The 15006-nt window shown below is 57.7% G+C and carries 19 protein-coding genes and 1 pseudogene; 2 read left to right on the top strand and 18 right to left on the bottom strand.

Features of this window, described 5'->3' with window-relative positions:
• Nucleotide 1: 1 nt before the first annotated feature.
• From queE to AC1D1M_RS28655, 16 genes and pseudogenes are all read right to left on the bottom strand, one after another.
• On the bottom strand, nucleotides 2-649 hold the full coding sequence (gene queE / locus AC1D1M_RS28730; RefSeq protein ID WP_477778299.1) for a 7-carboxy-7-deazaguanine synthase QueE: 648 nt from the start codon (nucleotides 647-649) through the stop codon (nucleotides 2-4).
• 166 nt (nucleotides 650-815) lie between these two features.
• Nucleotides 816-1655: a tol-pal system protein YbgF gene (gene ybgF / locus AC1D1M_RS28725; protein ID WP_477778298.1), complete on the bottom strand. Its 840-nt coding sequence runs from the start codon at nucleotides 1653-1655 to the stop codon at nucleotides 816-818.
• A 6-nt stretch (nucleotides 1656-1661) separates the two neighbouring features.
• Nucleotides 1662-2159 (bottom strand): peptidoglycan-associated lipoprotein Pal, encoded by a 498-nt coding sequence (gene pal / locus AC1D1M_RS28720; protein ID WP_003178634.1) that lies wholly within the window; start codon nucleotides 2157-2159, stop codon nucleotides 1662-1664.
• Nucleotides 2160-2211: 52 nt separating this feature from the next.
• Nucleotides 2212-3492 (bottom strand): Tol-Pal system beta propeller repeat protein TolB, encoded by a 1281-nt coding sequence (gene tolB, locus AC1D1M_RS28715; RefSeq protein ID WP_167362903.1) that lies wholly within the window; start codon nucleotides 3490-3492, stop codon nucleotides 2212-2214.
• Nucleotides 3493-3509: 17 nt separating this feature from the next.
• Nucleotides 3510-4589: a cell envelope integrity protein TolA gene (tolA, locus tag AC1D1M_RS28710; RefSeq protein WP_223459484.1), complete on the bottom strand. Its 1080-nt coding sequence runs from the start codon at nucleotides 4587-4589 to the stop codon at nucleotides 3510-3512.
• Nucleotides 4589-5041: a protein TolR gene (gene tolR, locus AC1D1M_RS28705; RefSeq protein WP_162135951.1), complete on the bottom strand. Its 453-nt coding sequence runs from the start codon at nucleotides 5039-5041 to the stop codon at nucleotides 4589-4591. Before tolR ends, tolA begins: the two co-directional genes overlap by 1 nt.
• Before the next feature lie 23 nt (nucleotides 5042-5064).
• Complete coding sequence (gene tolQ / locus AC1D1M_RS28700; RefSeq protein ID WP_008147369.1) at nucleotides 5065-5760, bottom strand: protein TolQ; 696 nt, start codon at nucleotides 5758-5760, stop codon at nucleotides 5065-5067.
• Nucleotides 5750-6217 carry a tol-pal system-associated acyl-CoA thioesterase gene (gene ybgC, locus AC1D1M_RS28695; RefSeq protein WP_085714501.1) on the bottom strand — a complete coding sequence of 156 codons (468 nt, stop codon included), beginning with the start codon at nucleotides 6215-6217 and terminating at the stop codon, nucleotides 5750-5752. Before ybgC ends, tolQ begins: the two co-directional genes overlap by 11 nt.
• A gap of 127 nt (nucleotides 6218-6344) precedes the next feature.
• Nucleotides 6345-7406: a Holliday junction branch migration DNA helicase RuvB gene (gene ruvB / locus AC1D1M_RS28690; protein WP_008015800.1), complete on the bottom strand. Its 1062-nt coding sequence runs from the start codon at nucleotides 7404-7406 to the stop codon at nucleotides 6345-6347.
• Nucleotides 7407-8015 carry a Holliday junction branch migration protein RuvA gene (ruvA, locus tag AC1D1M_RS28685; RefSeq protein WP_008052450.1) on the bottom strand — a complete coding sequence of 203 codons (609 nt, stop codon included), beginning with the start codon at nucleotides 8013-8015 and terminating at the stop codon, nucleotides 7407-7409.
• A 114-nt stretch (nucleotides 8016-8129) separates the two neighbouring features.
• Nucleotides 8130-8654: a crossover junction endodeoxyribonuclease RuvC gene (gene ruvC / locus AC1D1M_RS28680; RefSeq protein ID WP_046042207.1), complete on the bottom strand. Its 525-nt coding sequence runs from the start codon at nucleotides 8652-8654 to the stop codon at nucleotides 8130-8132.
• A 161-nt stretch (nucleotides 8655-8815) separates the two neighbouring features.
• A complete protein-coding gene (locus tag AC1D1M_RS28675) occupies nucleotides 8816-9562 on the bottom strand; it encodes a YebC/PmpR family DNA-binding transcriptional regulator (RefSeq protein ID WP_007995641.1) in 747 nt (248 codons plus the stop codon).
• 128 nt (nucleotides 9563-9690) lie between these two features.
• On the bottom strand, nucleotides 9691-11466 hold the full coding sequence (gene aspS, locus AC1D1M_RS28670; protein ID WP_007995642.1) for an aspartate--tRNA ligase: 1776 nt from the start codon (nucleotides 11464-11466) through the stop codon (nucleotides 9691-9693).
• Nucleotides 11467-11584: 118 nt separating this feature from the next.
• Nucleotides 11585-11806, bottom strand: coding sequence for an FmdB family zinc ribbon protein (locus AC1D1M_RS28665; protein ID WP_032829812.1), 222 nt, complete (start codon nucleotides 11804-11806; stop codon nucleotides 11585-11587).
• Between the two features lie 136 nt (nucleotides 11807-11942).
• A complete protein-coding gene (locus tag AC1D1M_RS28660) occupies nucleotides 11943-12278 on the bottom strand; it encodes a ribbon-helix-helix domain-containing protein (RefSeq protein WP_477778297.1) in 336 nt (111 codons plus the stop codon).
• Between the two features lie 266 nt (nucleotides 12279-12544).
• A pseudogene (locus AC1D1M_RS28655) lies at nucleotides 12545-12625 on the bottom strand (DNA starvation/stationary phase protection protein); the annotation flags it as partial.
• Nucleotides 12626-12867: 242 nt separating this feature from the next.
• Between AC1D1M_RS28655 and AC1D1M_RS28650 the strand changes: the two are divergent.
• Nucleotides 12868-13470, top strand: coding sequence for a cold-shock protein (locus tag AC1D1M_RS28650; RefSeq protein WP_477778296.1), 603 nt, complete (start codon nucleotides 12868-12870; stop codon nucleotides 13468-13470).
• A gap of 64 nt (nucleotides 13471-13534) precedes the next feature.
• Here AC1D1M_RS28650 and AC1D1M_RS28645 read toward each other — a convergent pair whose 3' ends face one another.
• Entirely contained in the window at nucleotides 13535-13741 is a 207-nt protein-coding gene (locus tag AC1D1M_RS28645) for a SlyX family protein (RefSeq protein ID WP_477778295.1), read from the bottom strand.
• A gap of 3 nt (nucleotides 13742-13744) precedes the next feature.
• The gene (locus AC1D1M_RS28640) at nucleotides 13745-14170 is read right to left on the bottom strand and encodes an HIT domain-containing protein (RefSeq protein WP_477778379.1); all 426 of its coding nucleotides are present in this window, start codon (nucleotides 14168-14170) and stop codon (nucleotides 13745-13747) included.
• A 500-nt stretch (nucleotides 14171-14670) separates the two neighbouring features.
• Here AC1D1M_RS28640 and AC1D1M_RS28635 point away from each other — a divergent pair, with 500 nt between their 5' ends.
• Complete coding sequence (locus AC1D1M_RS28635) at nucleotides 14671-14949, top strand: hypothetical protein (protein ID WP_477778294.1); 279 nt, start codon at nucleotides 14671-14673, stop codon at nucleotides 14947-14949.
• Nucleotides 14950-15006: the final 57 nt, after the last annotated feature.

Below are 15006 nucleotides of genomic sequence, written 5' to 3'. Positions count from 1 at the left end.
TTCAGCGCCCCGGCTCGTCATTCCATAGATATTTATGCAGCTGCAATTGCAAACGCACTGGCAGGTTGTCCGCCACCACCCAGTCCGCCAGGTCCCGAGCATTGAGATCATGGTGACTTGGCGAGAACAGGACTTCGCCGGCGCGCTTGTCCAGACCGTACTGGATCAGTTTGGAAACGGACCAGTCATAGTCCTCCCGCGAGCAGATGACAAACTTCACCTGATCGTTGGGCGTGAGCAGCTCAATGTTTTCGTAGCGATTGCGGTGTGCTTCCTTCGAACCCGGGGTTTTCAGGTCGACAACGCGACTGACCCGGGAATCTACTGCCGAGATATCAATAGAACCACTGGTTTCCAGTGACACTTCGTAACCGGCGTCACACAAGCGCTTGAGCAAGGGAATGGCGTTGGGTTGCGCCAGGGGCTCGCCGCCCGTGACGCAGACGTATCGCGGACGGAAACCGGCGACCTGCTCGAGGATGTCGTCGARGGTGCGAATGGTTCCGCCTGTGAACGCGTAGGCGCTGTCGCAGTATTGGCAACGCAGAGGGCAACCGGTCAGGCGCACAAAAACAGTGGGCAGCCCGGCAGTCCGCGTTTCACCCTGCAACGAGTAGAAAACTTCGGTGATTCTCAATGTGTCTTGCATAGTCGCCACGGGCGTAACAGCTAAACAGGCTGTCCGCCTCCGTCAGGCACTTCAAGGAACCCCGGCAATGCGCAGATCCCAAAAAGCGTGTTTCATAAAAAGGGCGTGAATTCTAACGAAAAAACCCGCGACAAGCGCGGGTTTCTTTGAAACGGCTCAAGCAGGCTTACATTTTCTGCAGATCGCGCTGGGCCAACTGAGCGGCGGAAGTGCCCGGATATTGGGACACCACCTGCTGCAGAATGCCTTTGACCCGGTCGGTATGACCCAGGCGACGCTCTACATCAGCAAGCTTGTACAGCGAGTCCGGCACTTTGGCGTGCTTGGGATACAGCTGCGAAACCTTGGCAAATGCCTGACCTGCACCTTGCAGATCGCCTTTGGCCAGGTTCACTTCGCCCAACCAGTATTGGGCGTTGCCCGCGTACTGGCTGTTCGGGTATTTGCGCAGAAAAGCGGCAAAAGCCTGGCTGGCCTTGTCGAAATCCTTGGCCTTGATCAGGTCGAAGGCAGCATCGTAATAGAGCTTTTCCTTCGCCGGATCTGCCGGCTCGCTACCCGCGGCAGGCGCTTGAGCGGCGGCCGCGCCAACTGCTGCACCTGCTGCTGCACCAGCGGCATTCAAATCACCACCGGTGGAAGAATTTTGAGGAGTCGCGGCTGGTGCAACGCCGGTTCCTATGCGCCGATCAAGATCCTGGTATCGCTCCAGGTTTTCCTGCTTCATGCGCGCTACATCATTTTGCAGAACTTCAATCGCACCCTGCTGGCGCTCGATCTGTTGCTGCATTGATTGCAGTTGGTTGAACAGCTCGCCCTGTGCCGAGACAGGGGCCGAAACCCCTCCCCCGGCATAGGCGCCGTTCGTACCGTAACCTGCAGGCGGATAACTGCTCCCGCTATTGTTATAGCCAGAGTCATTATCGACCACAGGAACCGCAGCCCACACCGCCAGTGGCGCGAGGCTGAGAGCCAGAACAGTTACAGCACGACGGCACGTTCGCATGACGAATTACTTACGCAGTTCGACGCGACGGTTTTGAGCCCAGGACTGCTCGTCGTTGCCGGTAGCAACTGGACGCTCTTCGCCGTAGGAAACCAGTTCCAGCTGAGCTGGGGAAACGCCTTGCAGTACCAGGTAGCGCTGAACGGCTTTCGCACGACGCTCGCCCAGTGCCATGTTGTACTCACGAGTACCACGTTCGTCGGTGTTGCCTTCCAGAACAACGCGAGCGCCGTTTGCTTTCAGGTCTTTGGCGTGAACGTCCAGAGCGCGCATGGCTTCTGGCTTCAGGTCCGAACTGTCGTATTCGAAGTAGAAAGTGGTGATAGCGCGCAGTGCAGCTTCTTCGCTCAGGGAGCCGTCAACTGCACCAGTGTTTGCGCCGTAACCAGCGTTTGGATCTACCGCGCCTTCACCGGCATTGTCGCCGCCTTTGGACGAGCAACCTACAGCTACAGCCATGGCCAGTGCCAGCGCAGCAAATTTACCAAACTTCAGCATTTCCATCGTGAAACTCCTAATGAACCCCAGTGTGTTAAGTACAACGTATAGCGCCGCGTCAGTTCAGGTAAGGGGACCAGGAAGGTTCTCTGACTTCGCCTTGTGCGGTAGGAAGCGGGAGCCTTACGCGTCCATTGATGGACACGAGCATCAAGACTCCCCGGCCCTGCTGGCGGGTGGCGTAGATTACCATGGTGCCGTTGGGCGCGACAGTAGGCGACTCGTCCAGAGTGCTATCAGTGAGGATTTTTACACTACCGCGCTGCAAATCCTGGGCCGCCACCTTGAAATTGGTGAAGCCATCCTGACGGTGAATCATGACAAGCGTCTTTTCATCAGCCGACAGTTTAGGGTTGGCGTTGTAGTTACCGACGAAAGTCACGCGTTCGGCACCGCCACCACCCGCACTGGTCTTGTAGATCTGCGGTTTACCGCCACGGTCGGAGGTGAAGTAGATGGTCGAGCCATCCTTGCCCCAGAACGGTTCGGTGTTGATGCCAGGACCGTTGGTGACACGGCTGATCTGACGCGAGCCCAGGTTCATCACATAGATGTCCGGGTTGCCGTCTTTGGACAGCACGAACGCCAGGCGATTGCCATCCGGCGACCAGGCCGGTGCACCGTTCAGGCCTTCGAAGTTGGTGATCTGCTCACGGCGACCGGTGTCGATGTTTTGCATGAAAATGCGTGGACGCTTCTGCTCGAAGGAGACATAAGCGATGCGCTTGCCATCCGGTGCGAAACGCGGCGACAGGATCGGCTCGCGCGACTGCAGCAGGGTCACGGCACGAGCACCGTCATAGTCCGAACGTTGCAGGGTGTAGCGAGTGTTGTTCTCGGAGAAACGCTCGGCCGTTACGTACAGCAGGCGAGTCGAGAAGGCACCCTTGATACCCGTGAGTTTTTCGAACGACTGGTCAGAGATGTAGTGCGCCATGTCGCGCAACTGATCGACGCCGCCCGACACGCTGCCGGTCAGCACTTGCTGCTCGGTGGCCACGTTGAACAGTGCGTATTGCACCTGCAGGCGACCGCCCGCCGGAACAATGCTGCCGACCATGACGTACTGGGCACCCAGCGCCTTGAAGTCACGGAAGATGATTTCGCTGGCCTGGCTCGGCTGGCTGATCATGTTCTGCTTTGGAAGCGGCGAGTAGTAACCCGAGTTGCGCAAGTCGTTACCGATGATTTCCGCCATGTCGTCCGGCAGCACGCTACCGCCCTGGAAGCCGAACGGTACTACGGCGATCGGGGTCGCCCGATCGCTACCACTGGTAACCAGAATGTTTTTCTCATCTGCCATCGCCATCCCTGCCATGCAGCAGATAACGACCAGCATTCCTCGAAGAAGGTTTCTCACAAGGCTAGATCCTCAGGTGTGAATGTCATCTTGAATGAACGATACGGAGCGAAATCACTCGGCTTCATTCCCTGCATTTCTGTCAAACGTCCAATATTCTTCACCGCTGCAACAGCCGATGCGTCAAACGGACCGTCGCCACTGGACCTGGACACGCTGACCGAGGTCACCGTACCGTCCGGCAACATGCCGATTTGCAACACGACCGTCATGCCTTTGCGTGCCGAAGGTGGACGAGCCCAGCCTTCCGCTGCACGCGCACGAATCAGATCATCGAAACTGCCGGCGACCTCGTCGCCCTGCTCATCGGCCAAGGCCTGCTGACGCTGCGGCGTGTCGGAAAGCAAATCTGCCAGGGCCTGGGCCTTTTTGTCTTCGGCGGATTTACGTGCCGCGTCCTGCGATTTCTTCTTCGCAGCATCGGCAGCAGCTTTCTTCTTCGCTTCCTCGGCGACTTTCTTCTTCGCCTCTTCAGCTTCAGCTTTCTTCTTGGCGTCTTCCGCGGCTTTCTTCTTCGCGTCTTCGACGATCTTTTTCTTGGCTTCTTCAGCGGCCGCTTTCTTGGCCTCTTCTTCAGCAGCCTTCTTGGCTTCTTCTTCAGCTTTCTTCTTGGCTATATCAGCCAATTGTTTCTCTTCTGCCTTCTTGGCTTCCGCGGTTTTCTTCGCATCGTCGGCTTTCTTGGCTTCATCAGCCTTTTTCGCCTCGTCCGCTTTCTTCGCCTCGTCGGCCTTCTTGGCTTCTTCGGCCTTTTGAGCCGCCTCTTCTTTCTTTTGTTCCGCAGCCTTCACCGCTTCCTGCTCGACCTTTTTCTGTTCCATCTGCTCGACTTCGGTCTGACGCGCAGCAGATTTCTGCGCTTCACCGGCAATCTTCTGATTGGTCTGGGTGGTCGCCCGACTTTTCGATTTCAGCTGGTACAAGGTCGCCTGGACAATCGGCTTGGCCGGCGGCAGCTCCGGGGTAAAGGCAAAGCTGACGAACAGCATGCCGAACACCAGCACGTGCAAGCCAATCGCCCAGACACTAGGCCAGAAGTAGCTTTCCGAGGCGGACGGCTCTCGCTGTTGCTGCATCAGGGCGCCTCGGTAATCAAGCCAACATTACCGACCCCGGCTTTCTGCAACCCGCCCATGGCCCCCATGACGGAGCCGTAATCGACACTCTTGTCGCCGCGAATGAAGACCTGGGTACGCTTGCCGCCTTCGTTGCCGACGCGAATGATCTTGGTCACCGCATCAGTCATCTGCGGCAGGGTCATGGCCCGATCCTGCTGCTTTTCGGTGTCGACTTCGCTGCCAAGGTTCCAGTAGTAGGTCTTGTCGGATTTGATGGAAATGGTCAGGACCTGGGTGTTGTTGTCCTGCGGCAAGGCTTCGCTGGAAACCTTGGGCAGATCAACTTTCACGCCCTGATTGAGCATCGGCGCGGTCACCATGAAGATCACAAGCAGCACCAACATCACGTCGATGTAAGGCACCACGTTCATCTCGGCGACCGGCTTGCGCTTTTTGCGAGCTCGAGCGATTAAAGCCATTGGAAATTACCTGCTTATTCTTCGCTGGTGTGCACTTTGCGGTGCAGGATCGCCTGGAACTCGTCGGCGAAGGTGTAGTAGCGGCCCAGCAGGGTTTCGCTGCGAGCAGCAAAACGGTTGTAAGCGATAACGGCTGGAATGGCGGCGAACAGACCGATCGCGGTGGCGATCAGTGCTTCGGCGATACCCGGGGCCACAGTGGCCAGGGTCGCTTGCTGGGCGGTCGCCAGACCGCGGAAGGAGTTCATGATGCCCCAGACCGTACCGAACAGACCGATGTACGGGCTGACGGAACCGACAGTGGCCAGGAAGGGCAGGCTCTGCTCGAGCTTTTCTTCTTCGCGGGAAATGGCAACGCGCATGGCACGGGCCACGCCTTCCATGACCGCTTCCGGGTCAACGCCAGGCTGCTGGCGCAGACGGGAGAATTCCTTGAAACCGGCACGGAAGATTTGCTCGACGCCCGAATCAGGGTCCGGATTGCTGCCGGCCTGACGGTACAGTTTGGACAGGTCGATACCCGACCAGAAGCGCTCTTCGAAGCTCTCCAGGGCACGTCGACCGGCGCGCAGCAGGTTGCTGCGCTGAAAGATCATGATCCACGAGGTCACCGATGCGGCTACCAGGATCAGCATTACCAGTTGCACCACGATACTGGCATTGCTGACCAGGCTCCACATGGAGGAATGGTCGACGACGTTAGCTTCCACGCTTTATCTCCTGCTTTGAGTGTGTACCCGCGCCGCTCACGTCGGCAAAGGCCGCTCGTAGAGCTTCGGGAATGGCCCGGGGTTTCAAACTGTCGGTGCGCACACAGGCCACCAGAAACTGCCCTTCGCAGAGCAGTGCATTATCCGTTGCCCGCCTGACCTGCTGTTTAAAGCGCAGGCTGGCACGGTTCAATTCGATTACTTCAGCGCTTACCAGCAGTTCGTCATCCAGTCGCGCCGGCGCGTGGTAGCGCGCTTCGCTGGAATGCACGACGAACAACAGGTCCTCACCGGCAAGCTGCGATTGGGCAAAGCCCAGATCTCGTAGCCGCTCGGTTCGAGCCCGTTCCATAAACTTGAGGTAATTAACGTAATACACGATGCCGCCCGCATCGGTGTCCTCGTAATAAACGCGACAACGATGTGCGAAAGGCTCAAGCCCGTTTTGCGCGCGCATACTCTAGTGCTTACTCCTCAGGTTGCCAATCCGGCATGGCAACTGTTTTTCATTGTTCTGCGGCTTTCTCGTGAAAGTACCGTCCTGGGACCCTACATTGCCCGAAAAAATCAGCACGCAACGTTAATTAATCGTCAGCGGCATCGAGGAACTCGTCTACCACGGGCATTTCGCCCAATCGTGACGGAATGTTTAAACCGAAATGCAGGTAGGCATGCCGCGTCACCACCCGCCCCCGTGGCGTGCGCATGATATAGCCCTGCTGGATCAGGTAAGGCTCCAGCACGTCTTCAATGGTGTGACGCTCTTCGCTGATGGCGGCGGCCAGGCTGTCGACCCCGACTGGCCCGCCGTCGAACTTCTCGATCATGGTCAACAACAGACGCCGGTCCTGGTGGTCGAAGCCACGCTCGTCGACGTCCAGCAGGTTCAGGGCCAGGTCGGCAATCGGCTTGGTGATGTGGCCCTTGGCGCGAACTTCGGCAAAATCGCGCACCCGGCGCAGCAAGCGGTTGGCGATCCGTGGCGTGCCACGGGCACGGCGGGCGATTTCGAATGCACCTTCCGGGTCCAGCGGCAAACCGAGGATGCTTGCCGAGCGGCTGACAATTGTCGACAGATCGGCGTTGTTGTAGAACTCCAGGCGCTGGACAATCCCGAAACGGTCTCGCAACGGATTGGTCAGCATCCCCGCCCGTGTCGTTGCGCCAACCAGGGTGAACGGCGGCAAATCCAGCTTGATCGAACGCGCGGCCGGGCCTTCGCCGATCATGATGTCGAGCTGGAAATCCTCCATGGCCGGGTACAGCACCTCTTCGACGATGGGCGACAGGCGATGGATTTCGTCGATAAACAGCACATCGTGAGGCTCAAGGTTGGTCAACAGCGCCGCCAGGTCACCGGGGCGCTCCAGCACCGGCCCCGAGGTGCTCTTGATCGACACACCCATTTCCTGGGCGATGATGTTGGCGAGGGTGGTCTTGCCCAGGCCGGGCGGCCCGAAGATCAGCGTGTGATCCAGGGACTCGTTACGACCGCGAGCGGCTTGAATGAACAACTCCATCTGCTCGCGAACGGTCGGCTGACCAATGTATTCAGCCAGGCTGACCGGGCGAATCGCGCGGTCCTGGACTTCTTCGCGCTCACGCGGACTGTGCGTGGCAGCGATCAGACGATCAGCTTCAATCACTTAGATCATTCCCTTCAAGGCGCGGCGGATCATGTCTTCACTGCTCAAATCTTTCTCCTTGATCGCAGACACCGCCTTGCTCGCTTCCTGGGGCTTGTAGCCCAGGGAAATCAAGGCGCTGACGGCGTCAGTCTCGGCAGTGTTCACCGGGGCCGGCCCATCCGGCTGGTTCGGCACCAGGGCGAACATGGCCGGTACGGTTTCCCAGGCCTTGAAGCGATCCTTGAGCTCCACCAGCAAGCGCTCGGCGGTTTTCTTGCCGACGCCCGGGACCTTGGTCAGCGCAGACGTGTCCTGTGACTGTACGCAACGAACCAGTTCGTCGACTTCCAGGCTCGACATCAAGGCCAGCGCCAGTTTCGGCCCGACACCATTGAGACGGATCAACTCGCGAAAAAAATCGCGCTCACGCTTGCCGACAAAACCATAGAGCAACTGTGCGTCTTCGCGCACGACCAAATGGGTGTGCAAGGTTAGCGGCTCACCGACCGACGGCAAGCGGTAAAGGGTCGTCATGGGCACTTCAAGTTCATAGCCCAGGCCATTTACATCCAGAATCAGATGTGGAGGCTGCTTCTCAGCCAGGGTGCCGCGCAAACGTCCAATCACGTTACAAATCCTTGAGCGTTGGCCAGCTCTGGGCCAGCGACTGATAGAGCGAGGAAATACCGCCGACAATCCAGGCGAAACGCCCCCACCCCATGAAAATGATTGCTGATGCTATCAGAGACGCAGGCGCCCGCCACGACTGCGTGCAGCTCCCAGACCATGGGGCAGCAGGCTGGAACGGGTATGAGCGTGACAGATGGCAATGGCCAGGGCATCCGAGGCATCGATCTGCGGTTTGCTGGTGAGCTTGAGCATGTGCATGACCATCATTTGCACCTGCTCCTTGTTGGCCGCACCGGTGCCGACGACCGCTTGCTTGACCTGGGTCGCGGAGTATTCGGCAATTTCCAGGTTTTCTTCCGCGCCCGCCACAATGGCGGCACCGCGGGCCTGCCCCAGTTTCAGGGCGGAGTCGGCGTTACGCGCCATGAAGACCTTTTCGATGCCCATGGTCACCGGATGGTACGTCTGAATGATCTCTCGCACGCCGCGATAGACAATCTGCAGTCGTTCATGCAGCTCGCCGGCACCGGTGCGGATACAACCGGAGGCGACGTACTCACAGCCACGGCCGGTATCACGAACCACACCGTAACCGGTGATGCGCGAACCGGGGTCGATACCAAGAATTAAAGTCATAACGCCTGCAAAGAGAGATCGCCGTTAGCCGAGGATAGCCGGGTAGGAGCTGCCGCAGGCTGCGATCATTCAAATAAACCGCTGAAAATCAAAAGATCGCAGCCTTCGGCAGCTCCTACAGAGAGAGCACAAACCGAAACCTGCGATCTTTTAAGAGACCATCAACCGAGCTGTGCGGCCACCGACTCCGGAATCTCCGCGTTGGAATAGACGTTTTGCACGTCATCCAGGTCCTCGAGCATGTCGATCAGCTTGAGGACTTTCTCGGCGCCTTCCAGATCGAGCTCGGCGCTGGTGGTCGGCAACATGACGATTTCCGCGTCGTCACCTTTGAAGCCCGCCGCTTCCAGTGCGTTACGCACTGAATAGAACCCGGCAAACGAGGTGAAAACGTCGATCGAACCGTCTTCGTTGGTCACCACGTCATCGGCGTCGGCTTCCATGGCCGCTTCCATCAGTGCGTCTTCGTCAACGCCGGCAGCAAAGGAGATCTGCCCCTTGCGTTCGAACAGATAGGCCACCGAACCGTCAGTCCCCAGATTACCACCGCACTTGCTGAACGCGTGACGAACAGCGGCTGCGGTGCGATTACGGTTGTCGGTCATGCATTCGACCATCACCGCCACGCCGCCCGGGCCGTAACCTTCGTAGGTCAGCTCGACCACGTCGTCCGTGTCGGCAGCGCCGGTACCGCGGGCGACAGCACGATCGATGATATCGCGGCTCATGTTGGCACCCAGGGCCTTGTCCAGGGCCAGGCGCAGGCGCGGATTGGAGCCTGGATCACCACCACCCTGACGGGCAGCGACGGTCAGCTCACGAATCCACTTGGTGAAGATCTTGCCCCTCTTGGCATCCTGACGTTCTTTGCGGTGCTTGATGTTCGCCCACTTGGAATGACCTGCCATAACTCGCTCCGAATTCTCTTTGAAACATTGTCCGCTGCGCTGCATTGCGCCGGCCGACAAACAAAAGTCTTGAACAGCTTTGTCTATAAAGAAAGGGCGCATCCGCAGATGCGCCCTTCAGGTCAGCCTTACTCGGCCTTAGGCGTTTCGCGCAGACGAATGTGCAGTTCGCGCAATGCCTTGGCATCCACCTGGCCCGGCGCCTGAGTCATGACATCTGCCGCGCTCTGGGTTTTCGGGAAGGCGATCACTTCACGGATCGACTGGGCGCCAGTCATCAGCATCACCAGACGGTCCAGACCGAAGGCCAGACCACCGTGCGGCGGTGCGCCGTACTTCAGGGCGTCGAGCAGGAAGCCGAATTTCTCTTCCTGTTCCGCTTCGTTGATGCCCAGCAGACGGAACACCGACTGCTGCATCTCTTTACGGTGGATACGGATCGAACCGCCACCCAGTTCGGTACCGTTCAACACCATGTCGTAGGCACGGGACAGAGCGCCAGCCGGGTTGGCTTCCAGTTCTTGCGGGGTGCACTTCGGTGCGGTGAACGGGTGGTGCAAGGCGGTGAAGCTGCCGTCGTCGTTTTCTTCGAACATCGGGAAGTCGACGACCCACATTGGCGCCCACTTGCAGGTCAGCAGGTCCAGGTCGTGGCCGAGCTTGATCCGCAGCGCGCCCAGGGCTTCGCTGACGATCTTCGCTTTGTCGGCGCCGAAGAACACGATATCGCCGTCGACCGCACCGACGCGATCGAGGATCACGTTGAGGTTGTCTTCAGGAATGTTCTTCACGATTGGCGACTGCAGGCCTTCAACACCCTTGGCGCGCTCGTTGACCTTGATGTACGCCAGGCCCTTGGCACCGTAGATGCCGACAAACTTGGTGTAGTCGTCGATCTGCTTGCGCGGCATGCTCGCCCCGCCAGGTACACGCAGAGCGGCGATACGGCATTTCGGGTCGTTGGCCGGGCCGCTGAACACCTTGAAGTCGACTTCCTTGAGCTGATCGGCAACGTCCACCAGTTCCAGCGGGTTACGCAGGTCTGGCTTGTCGGAACCGTAGCGGCGCATGGCTTCTTCGAAGGTCATGTGCGGGAACTCGCCGAATTCCAGGCCCAGCACTTCCTTGAACAGGTTGCGGATCATTTGCTCGGTCAGGCCCATGATCTCTTTTTCATCGAGGAAGCTGGTCTCGATGTCGATCTGGGTGAATTCCGGCTGACGGTCGGCACGCAGGTCTTCGTCACGGAAGCACTTGGCAATCTGATAGTAACGGTCGAAGCCGGCCACCATCAGCAGCTGCTTGAACAGCTGTGGCGATTGCGGCAAGGCGAAGAACGAACCGGCGTGAGTACGGCTCGGCACCAGGTAGTCGCGCGCGCCTTCCGGGGTAGCACGGGTCAGGATCGGCGTCTCGACGTCGAGGAAGCCGTTCTCGTCCAGGAAGCGACGGATGCTGGTGGTCATGCGCGAACGCAGACGCAGCTTCTCGGCCATTTCCGGGCGACGCAGGTCGAGGAAGCGATAGCGCAGACGGGTTTCTTCGCCGACGTCAGAGAACTCGTTCAACGGGAACGGCGGGGTTTCCGATTCGTTCAGTACTTCCAGCTCGTAGCCCAGGACTTCGATCATGCCCGACGCCATGTTGGCGTTGGTCGCACCGGCCGGACGCAGGCGAACCTTGCCGGTGATCTTCACGACGTACTCGCTGCGCACGCGATCGGCTGCGGCGAAGGTTTCAGCGCGGTCCGGATCGAACACGACCTGGGCCAGACCATCACGATCACGGATATCGAGGAAAATCACCCCACCGTGGTCACGGCGACGATGGACCCATCCGCAAAGGGTAATTTCCTGGCCGTCCAGGCTTTCGTTCAGTTGGCCGCAATAATGGCTGCGCATCATGGTCGTGGTTTCACTTCTCGTAATTCGAAATTCGGTGGAGATCCTACAGCAGCCCCGCCTTTAAAAAAGTCGTCGGGTGATGCAAGAGCACGCGTGTCGTTCAACTCAGGTTCCAGACCTAGTCAGCTTTGTCGCCGCCGGCCAGGTTCTTCTTGGAACCGGTCTTGAAATCGGTTTCGTACCAACCCGTGCCGCTGAGGCGGAAGCCCGGCATGGACAGCAGTTTCTTAAGCTCTGGCGCCTGACAGGCAGGGCAGTCGACCAGCGGTGCATCGCTGATCTTTTGAATGGCTTCCAACTGATGACCACAGGAAGCACATTGATAATCGTACATCGGCATGGAGGTTGTCTCGGCGATCAGATTGCTACCGCTCACGCAGGGTTTTGCGGCAAAGAGCGGGATTATATCCATTAAATGCGGCCTGTGCAGCCGTAAGACTGCACAGACCGACACTCTGCTGCTTTCGCCGCCCAGGCTAGGCCGTGACGGTGCAACCCCCTTCCTTGAGACTGTGCACGACGCAGACAACCCGCACCAATCCACTGAAGTTCCTTACCCCGCCGTGACGCAAGTGAACTTCGCGATCCACATGAGATAACAGGTTACTGACCGAGCAACCATTGATCCGGGCCATCTCCCCCAAAATATCCCAATAAACCTGCTCAAGCCGCAAACAGGTTGCGAAGCCATTCAATCGTACGGAGCGGGACAAGGGCTGGGCCAACCCCATATCGAACTCGCGAACAAACGGATCGACCCTTACATCCTTGTGCGAACCGTATCGTCCCTCTTCCTGCCGTTCATAAACCATAACGCTGACACTCCTTTGCCATCCTGGCTTCCTTAAGTGCAACTGTGTGTCGACTTATAAAAACGCAGGTACAAAGGTATATCCAGACGACTTTATGACCCTCGGCGTAGGAGAAGCCAACAACTGTTGGCAGACTCTGGACAACGTCCTACTCCGGACAATTTCCCACGCAACGAAGTGACACACCCTTCAGAAGCACAGTATTGAATGACGTAGGAAAGAAGAGTTCGAACAACACTTCAAGGCGTCATCCACGCACGCGAGTATTACTGATCCAGCAGAGCGCGAAGCATCCACGCCGTTTTTTCATGCACCTGCATACGCTGGGTCAGCAAGTCGGCCGCAGGTACCGCAGCCCGGCAACCCGGGGCAACCTGTGGCAAATCATCCCCAAAGAGCCGCCGGACGCCCTGATTTGAGTAGCCTGCGGCTTTGCTGTTAAATAGACAGCGTGTCGCCAGTGCCTATTTTTCCGGGTATGGCGCATAGGCTGATACCGGGTACGTGTCCAACGCCTCTTTATTATCTTGAAGCGAACCGTGCGCCATCAGCTCTTCCTTGTGAGCTGTCTTAACGTGAGTTAATCAAAATGTTGAAAATCGTCCATCTGTTGATAGGCGCAGCGGCCTTGCTGCTGTCCTTCATCCCTAGCCTGCAATCCGAAGCCTTACCTTACCTGCAACAACCCGACGCGCTGTACCTGGCCTTTTTCGGCCTGCTCAACCTCACACTTGCACCTGTCATCCCTTACTGGAACAAAGGCCCACGTCACCAACTGCAAAACCTGGTCAGCGCCCTGCTGGTTCTGAGCGTGGTCCTGCAAACCCTGACGCTGATCGCGCCGATGCCCGTCATCGCCGGTCAACCCGCCGTTCTGTTCAGCCTGGTCGCAGCCCTGATTGCCGTTGCCCTGCACCTGGGCATCAGCTTCTACAAGTCGTCACCAGCCACCGCCTCGCCAAGCTACGACATGAGCAACCGCGATACCGGCACCGTTAAGTGGTTCAATACGTCCAAAGGCTTCGGCTTCATCTCCCGCGACTCCGGCGACGATATCTTCGTCCACTTCCGGGCCATTCGCGGTGAAGGTCACCGCGTCCTGGTCGAAGGCCAGCGCGTGGAGTTCTCCGTCATGAATCGTGACAAGGGCCTGCAAGCCGAAGATGTGATCGCCGCACTGCCGCGCCGCTGATTCAAGGCTAAAAAAAACCGCGCACAGCCGAGCTGTCCGCGGTTTTTTTATGCCTGCGATTTACTTAATAGTGGGGCGGCGGCGCTTCTTCTTCGAACGACTCGAACTGGCCGACCATTTCCTCCTGCCGCTTGAGCAGTGCGGCCATTTGCAGCTGCAGACGCTCGACCACCCGCTGCTGCTCGACCAGTACATCATTCAATGCCTGGATGGTGTCATCCTGAAAGGCCAGACGACTTTCAAGCTCGGTAACGCGCTCTTCCAGGCTCATGGCTCAGCCCTCCAGAAACGTAAAATCATTGGTCAAAATCAGACGCAAACGTTCGCGAATGGCGGCGATCTGCTCCGAGTTGTAGGGTTTTGCCGGGTGCTTACCCCAAACCGGCGCTGGCCAGGCGGCATCTTCGCGTTTGCGCACAATCACATGCATGTGCAACTGACTGACGACATTGCCCAGCGCCGCAACATTCAACTTGTCCGCATCGAACGAGTCCTTGAGCACTTGCGACAGCGCAGTTGTTTCCTGCCAAAGCTGTTGCTGGTCTGCGACATCCAACTGAAATATCTCGCTGATAGCCTCGCGACGAGGCACCAGGATGAACCAGGGATAGTTCGAATCGTTGGACAGCAGCAACCGGCAGAGCGGAAAGTCCCCGATCGGTAACGTGTCTTGTTGAAGTCGTGGATCTAAAACGAACACTGCGCACACTCCCGCCGGATCATCATTTTTCAGCTTAGCGCCCTTCCTGATGGGACAGCGCGCCAAACGACCGGACGGCAGCATACCTGCGAACGGCGCATGCTTCACGACGAACCTTACACAGAGGTCACGAGCGCCGGCGAAAGGCCAGCGCCCCCACATGAGACATTTTTCGCAACTGCGCACCACCTCAGAACCAATAAGCCGAAAAAAACGCCAAAATGACTGATTAACAACAAGGAGTTCATTTCAGACAAGCGGACAACCTGTATGAATTCAGCACAACACAAAAAAAATTTGCACCAAAACCGCACAGTGGGTCTACGCTGAACGCTTCGACATCCGCCATTTACTCACCGGCGGGGTGAACCGGTAACATTTTTGTTTGTAAGGCAGTCGTTTAGAAGGGTGCAACATGATGCCAGGCAAGGCGTCAAGCCCAAACTAAACGCGCTCCCTCCCCCGGTTTTATGAGGTTTTTACAGCGCCAGACAGTCATTTTGAAAAAAACTGCAACAAAACTCGAATTTGTGCACACTTGTTGCATTCATACCCAACATCACCTGATGTGGCACCCGCTGGAAGCGGAGGCCTTCAGGCAAAATAAACAGTGGCAAGGTAGCCCGATGGAGATTCAAACGTTTCACCAGGACTCTTTTTACCGGCGCCAAGGCTCGGAAAACAGCATTAAAGTTGTCGGCCCGGTTGCGCTGGAGCTGGAAATTTGCGACATCTACATCGCTGTTTGCGACAGGGTCGTAAAGAAGGCGAAAGGTTAGATACGCAAGTATCGCCAACATTGTCGGCGTGATATAAGTTTGCGCCGACACAAAAAG

This window comes from Pseudomonas sp. P1_F7 (genome assembly GCF_056405655.1).
Note: the sequence above shows the minus strand (reverse complement) of the source record. Positions and strands in the feature narration are given on the sequence as shown.

Coding starts and splice junctions, on each gene's coding strand:
- ybgF (WP_477778298.1), bottom strand. CDS start 1,655: ATGCGAACGTGCCGTCGTGCTGTAACTGTTCTGGCTCTCAGCCTCGCG.
- pal (WP_003178634.1), bottom strand. CDS start 2,159: ATGGAAATGCTGAAGTTTGGTAAATTTGCTGCGCTGGCACTGGCCATG.
- tolB (WP_167362903.1), bottom strand. CDS start 3,492: ATGCTGGTCGTTATCTGCTGCATGGCAGGGATGGCGATGGCAGATGAG.
- tolA (WP_223459484.1), bottom strand. CDS start 4,589: ATGCAGCAACAGCGAGAGCCGTCCGCCTCGGAAAGCTACTTCTGGCCT.
- ybgC (WP_085714501.1), bottom strand. CDS start 6,217: ATGCGCGCGCAAAACGGGCTTGAGCCTTTCGCACATCGTTGTCGCGTT.
- ruvC (WP_046042207.1), bottom strand. CDS start 8,654: ATGACTTTAATTCTTGGTATCGACCCCGGTTCGCGCATCACCGGTTAC.
- AC1D1M_RS28675 (WP_007995641.1), bottom strand. CDS start 9,562: ATGGCAGGTCATTCCAAGTGGGCGAACATCAAGCACCGCAAAGAACGT.
- aspS (WP_007995642.1), bottom strand. CDS start 11,466: ATGATGCGCAGCCATTATTGCGGCCAACTGAACGAAAGCCTGGACGGC.
- AC1D1M_RS28665 (WP_032829812.1), bottom strand. CDS start 11,806: ATGCCGATGTACGATTATCAATGTGCTTCCTGTGGTCATCAGTTGGAA.
- AC1D1M_RS28660 (WP_477778297.1), bottom strand. CDS start 12,278: ATGGTTTATGAACGGCAGGAAGAGGGACGATACGGTTCGCACAAGGAT.
- AC1D1M_RS28650 (WP_477778296.1), top strand. CDS start 12,868: ATGTTGAAAATCGTCCATCTGTTGATAGGCGCAGCGGCCTTGCTGCTG.
- AC1D1M_RS28645 (WP_477778295.1), bottom strand. CDS start 13,741: ATGAGCCTGGAAGAGCGCGTTACCGAGCTTGAAAGTCGTCTGGCCTTT.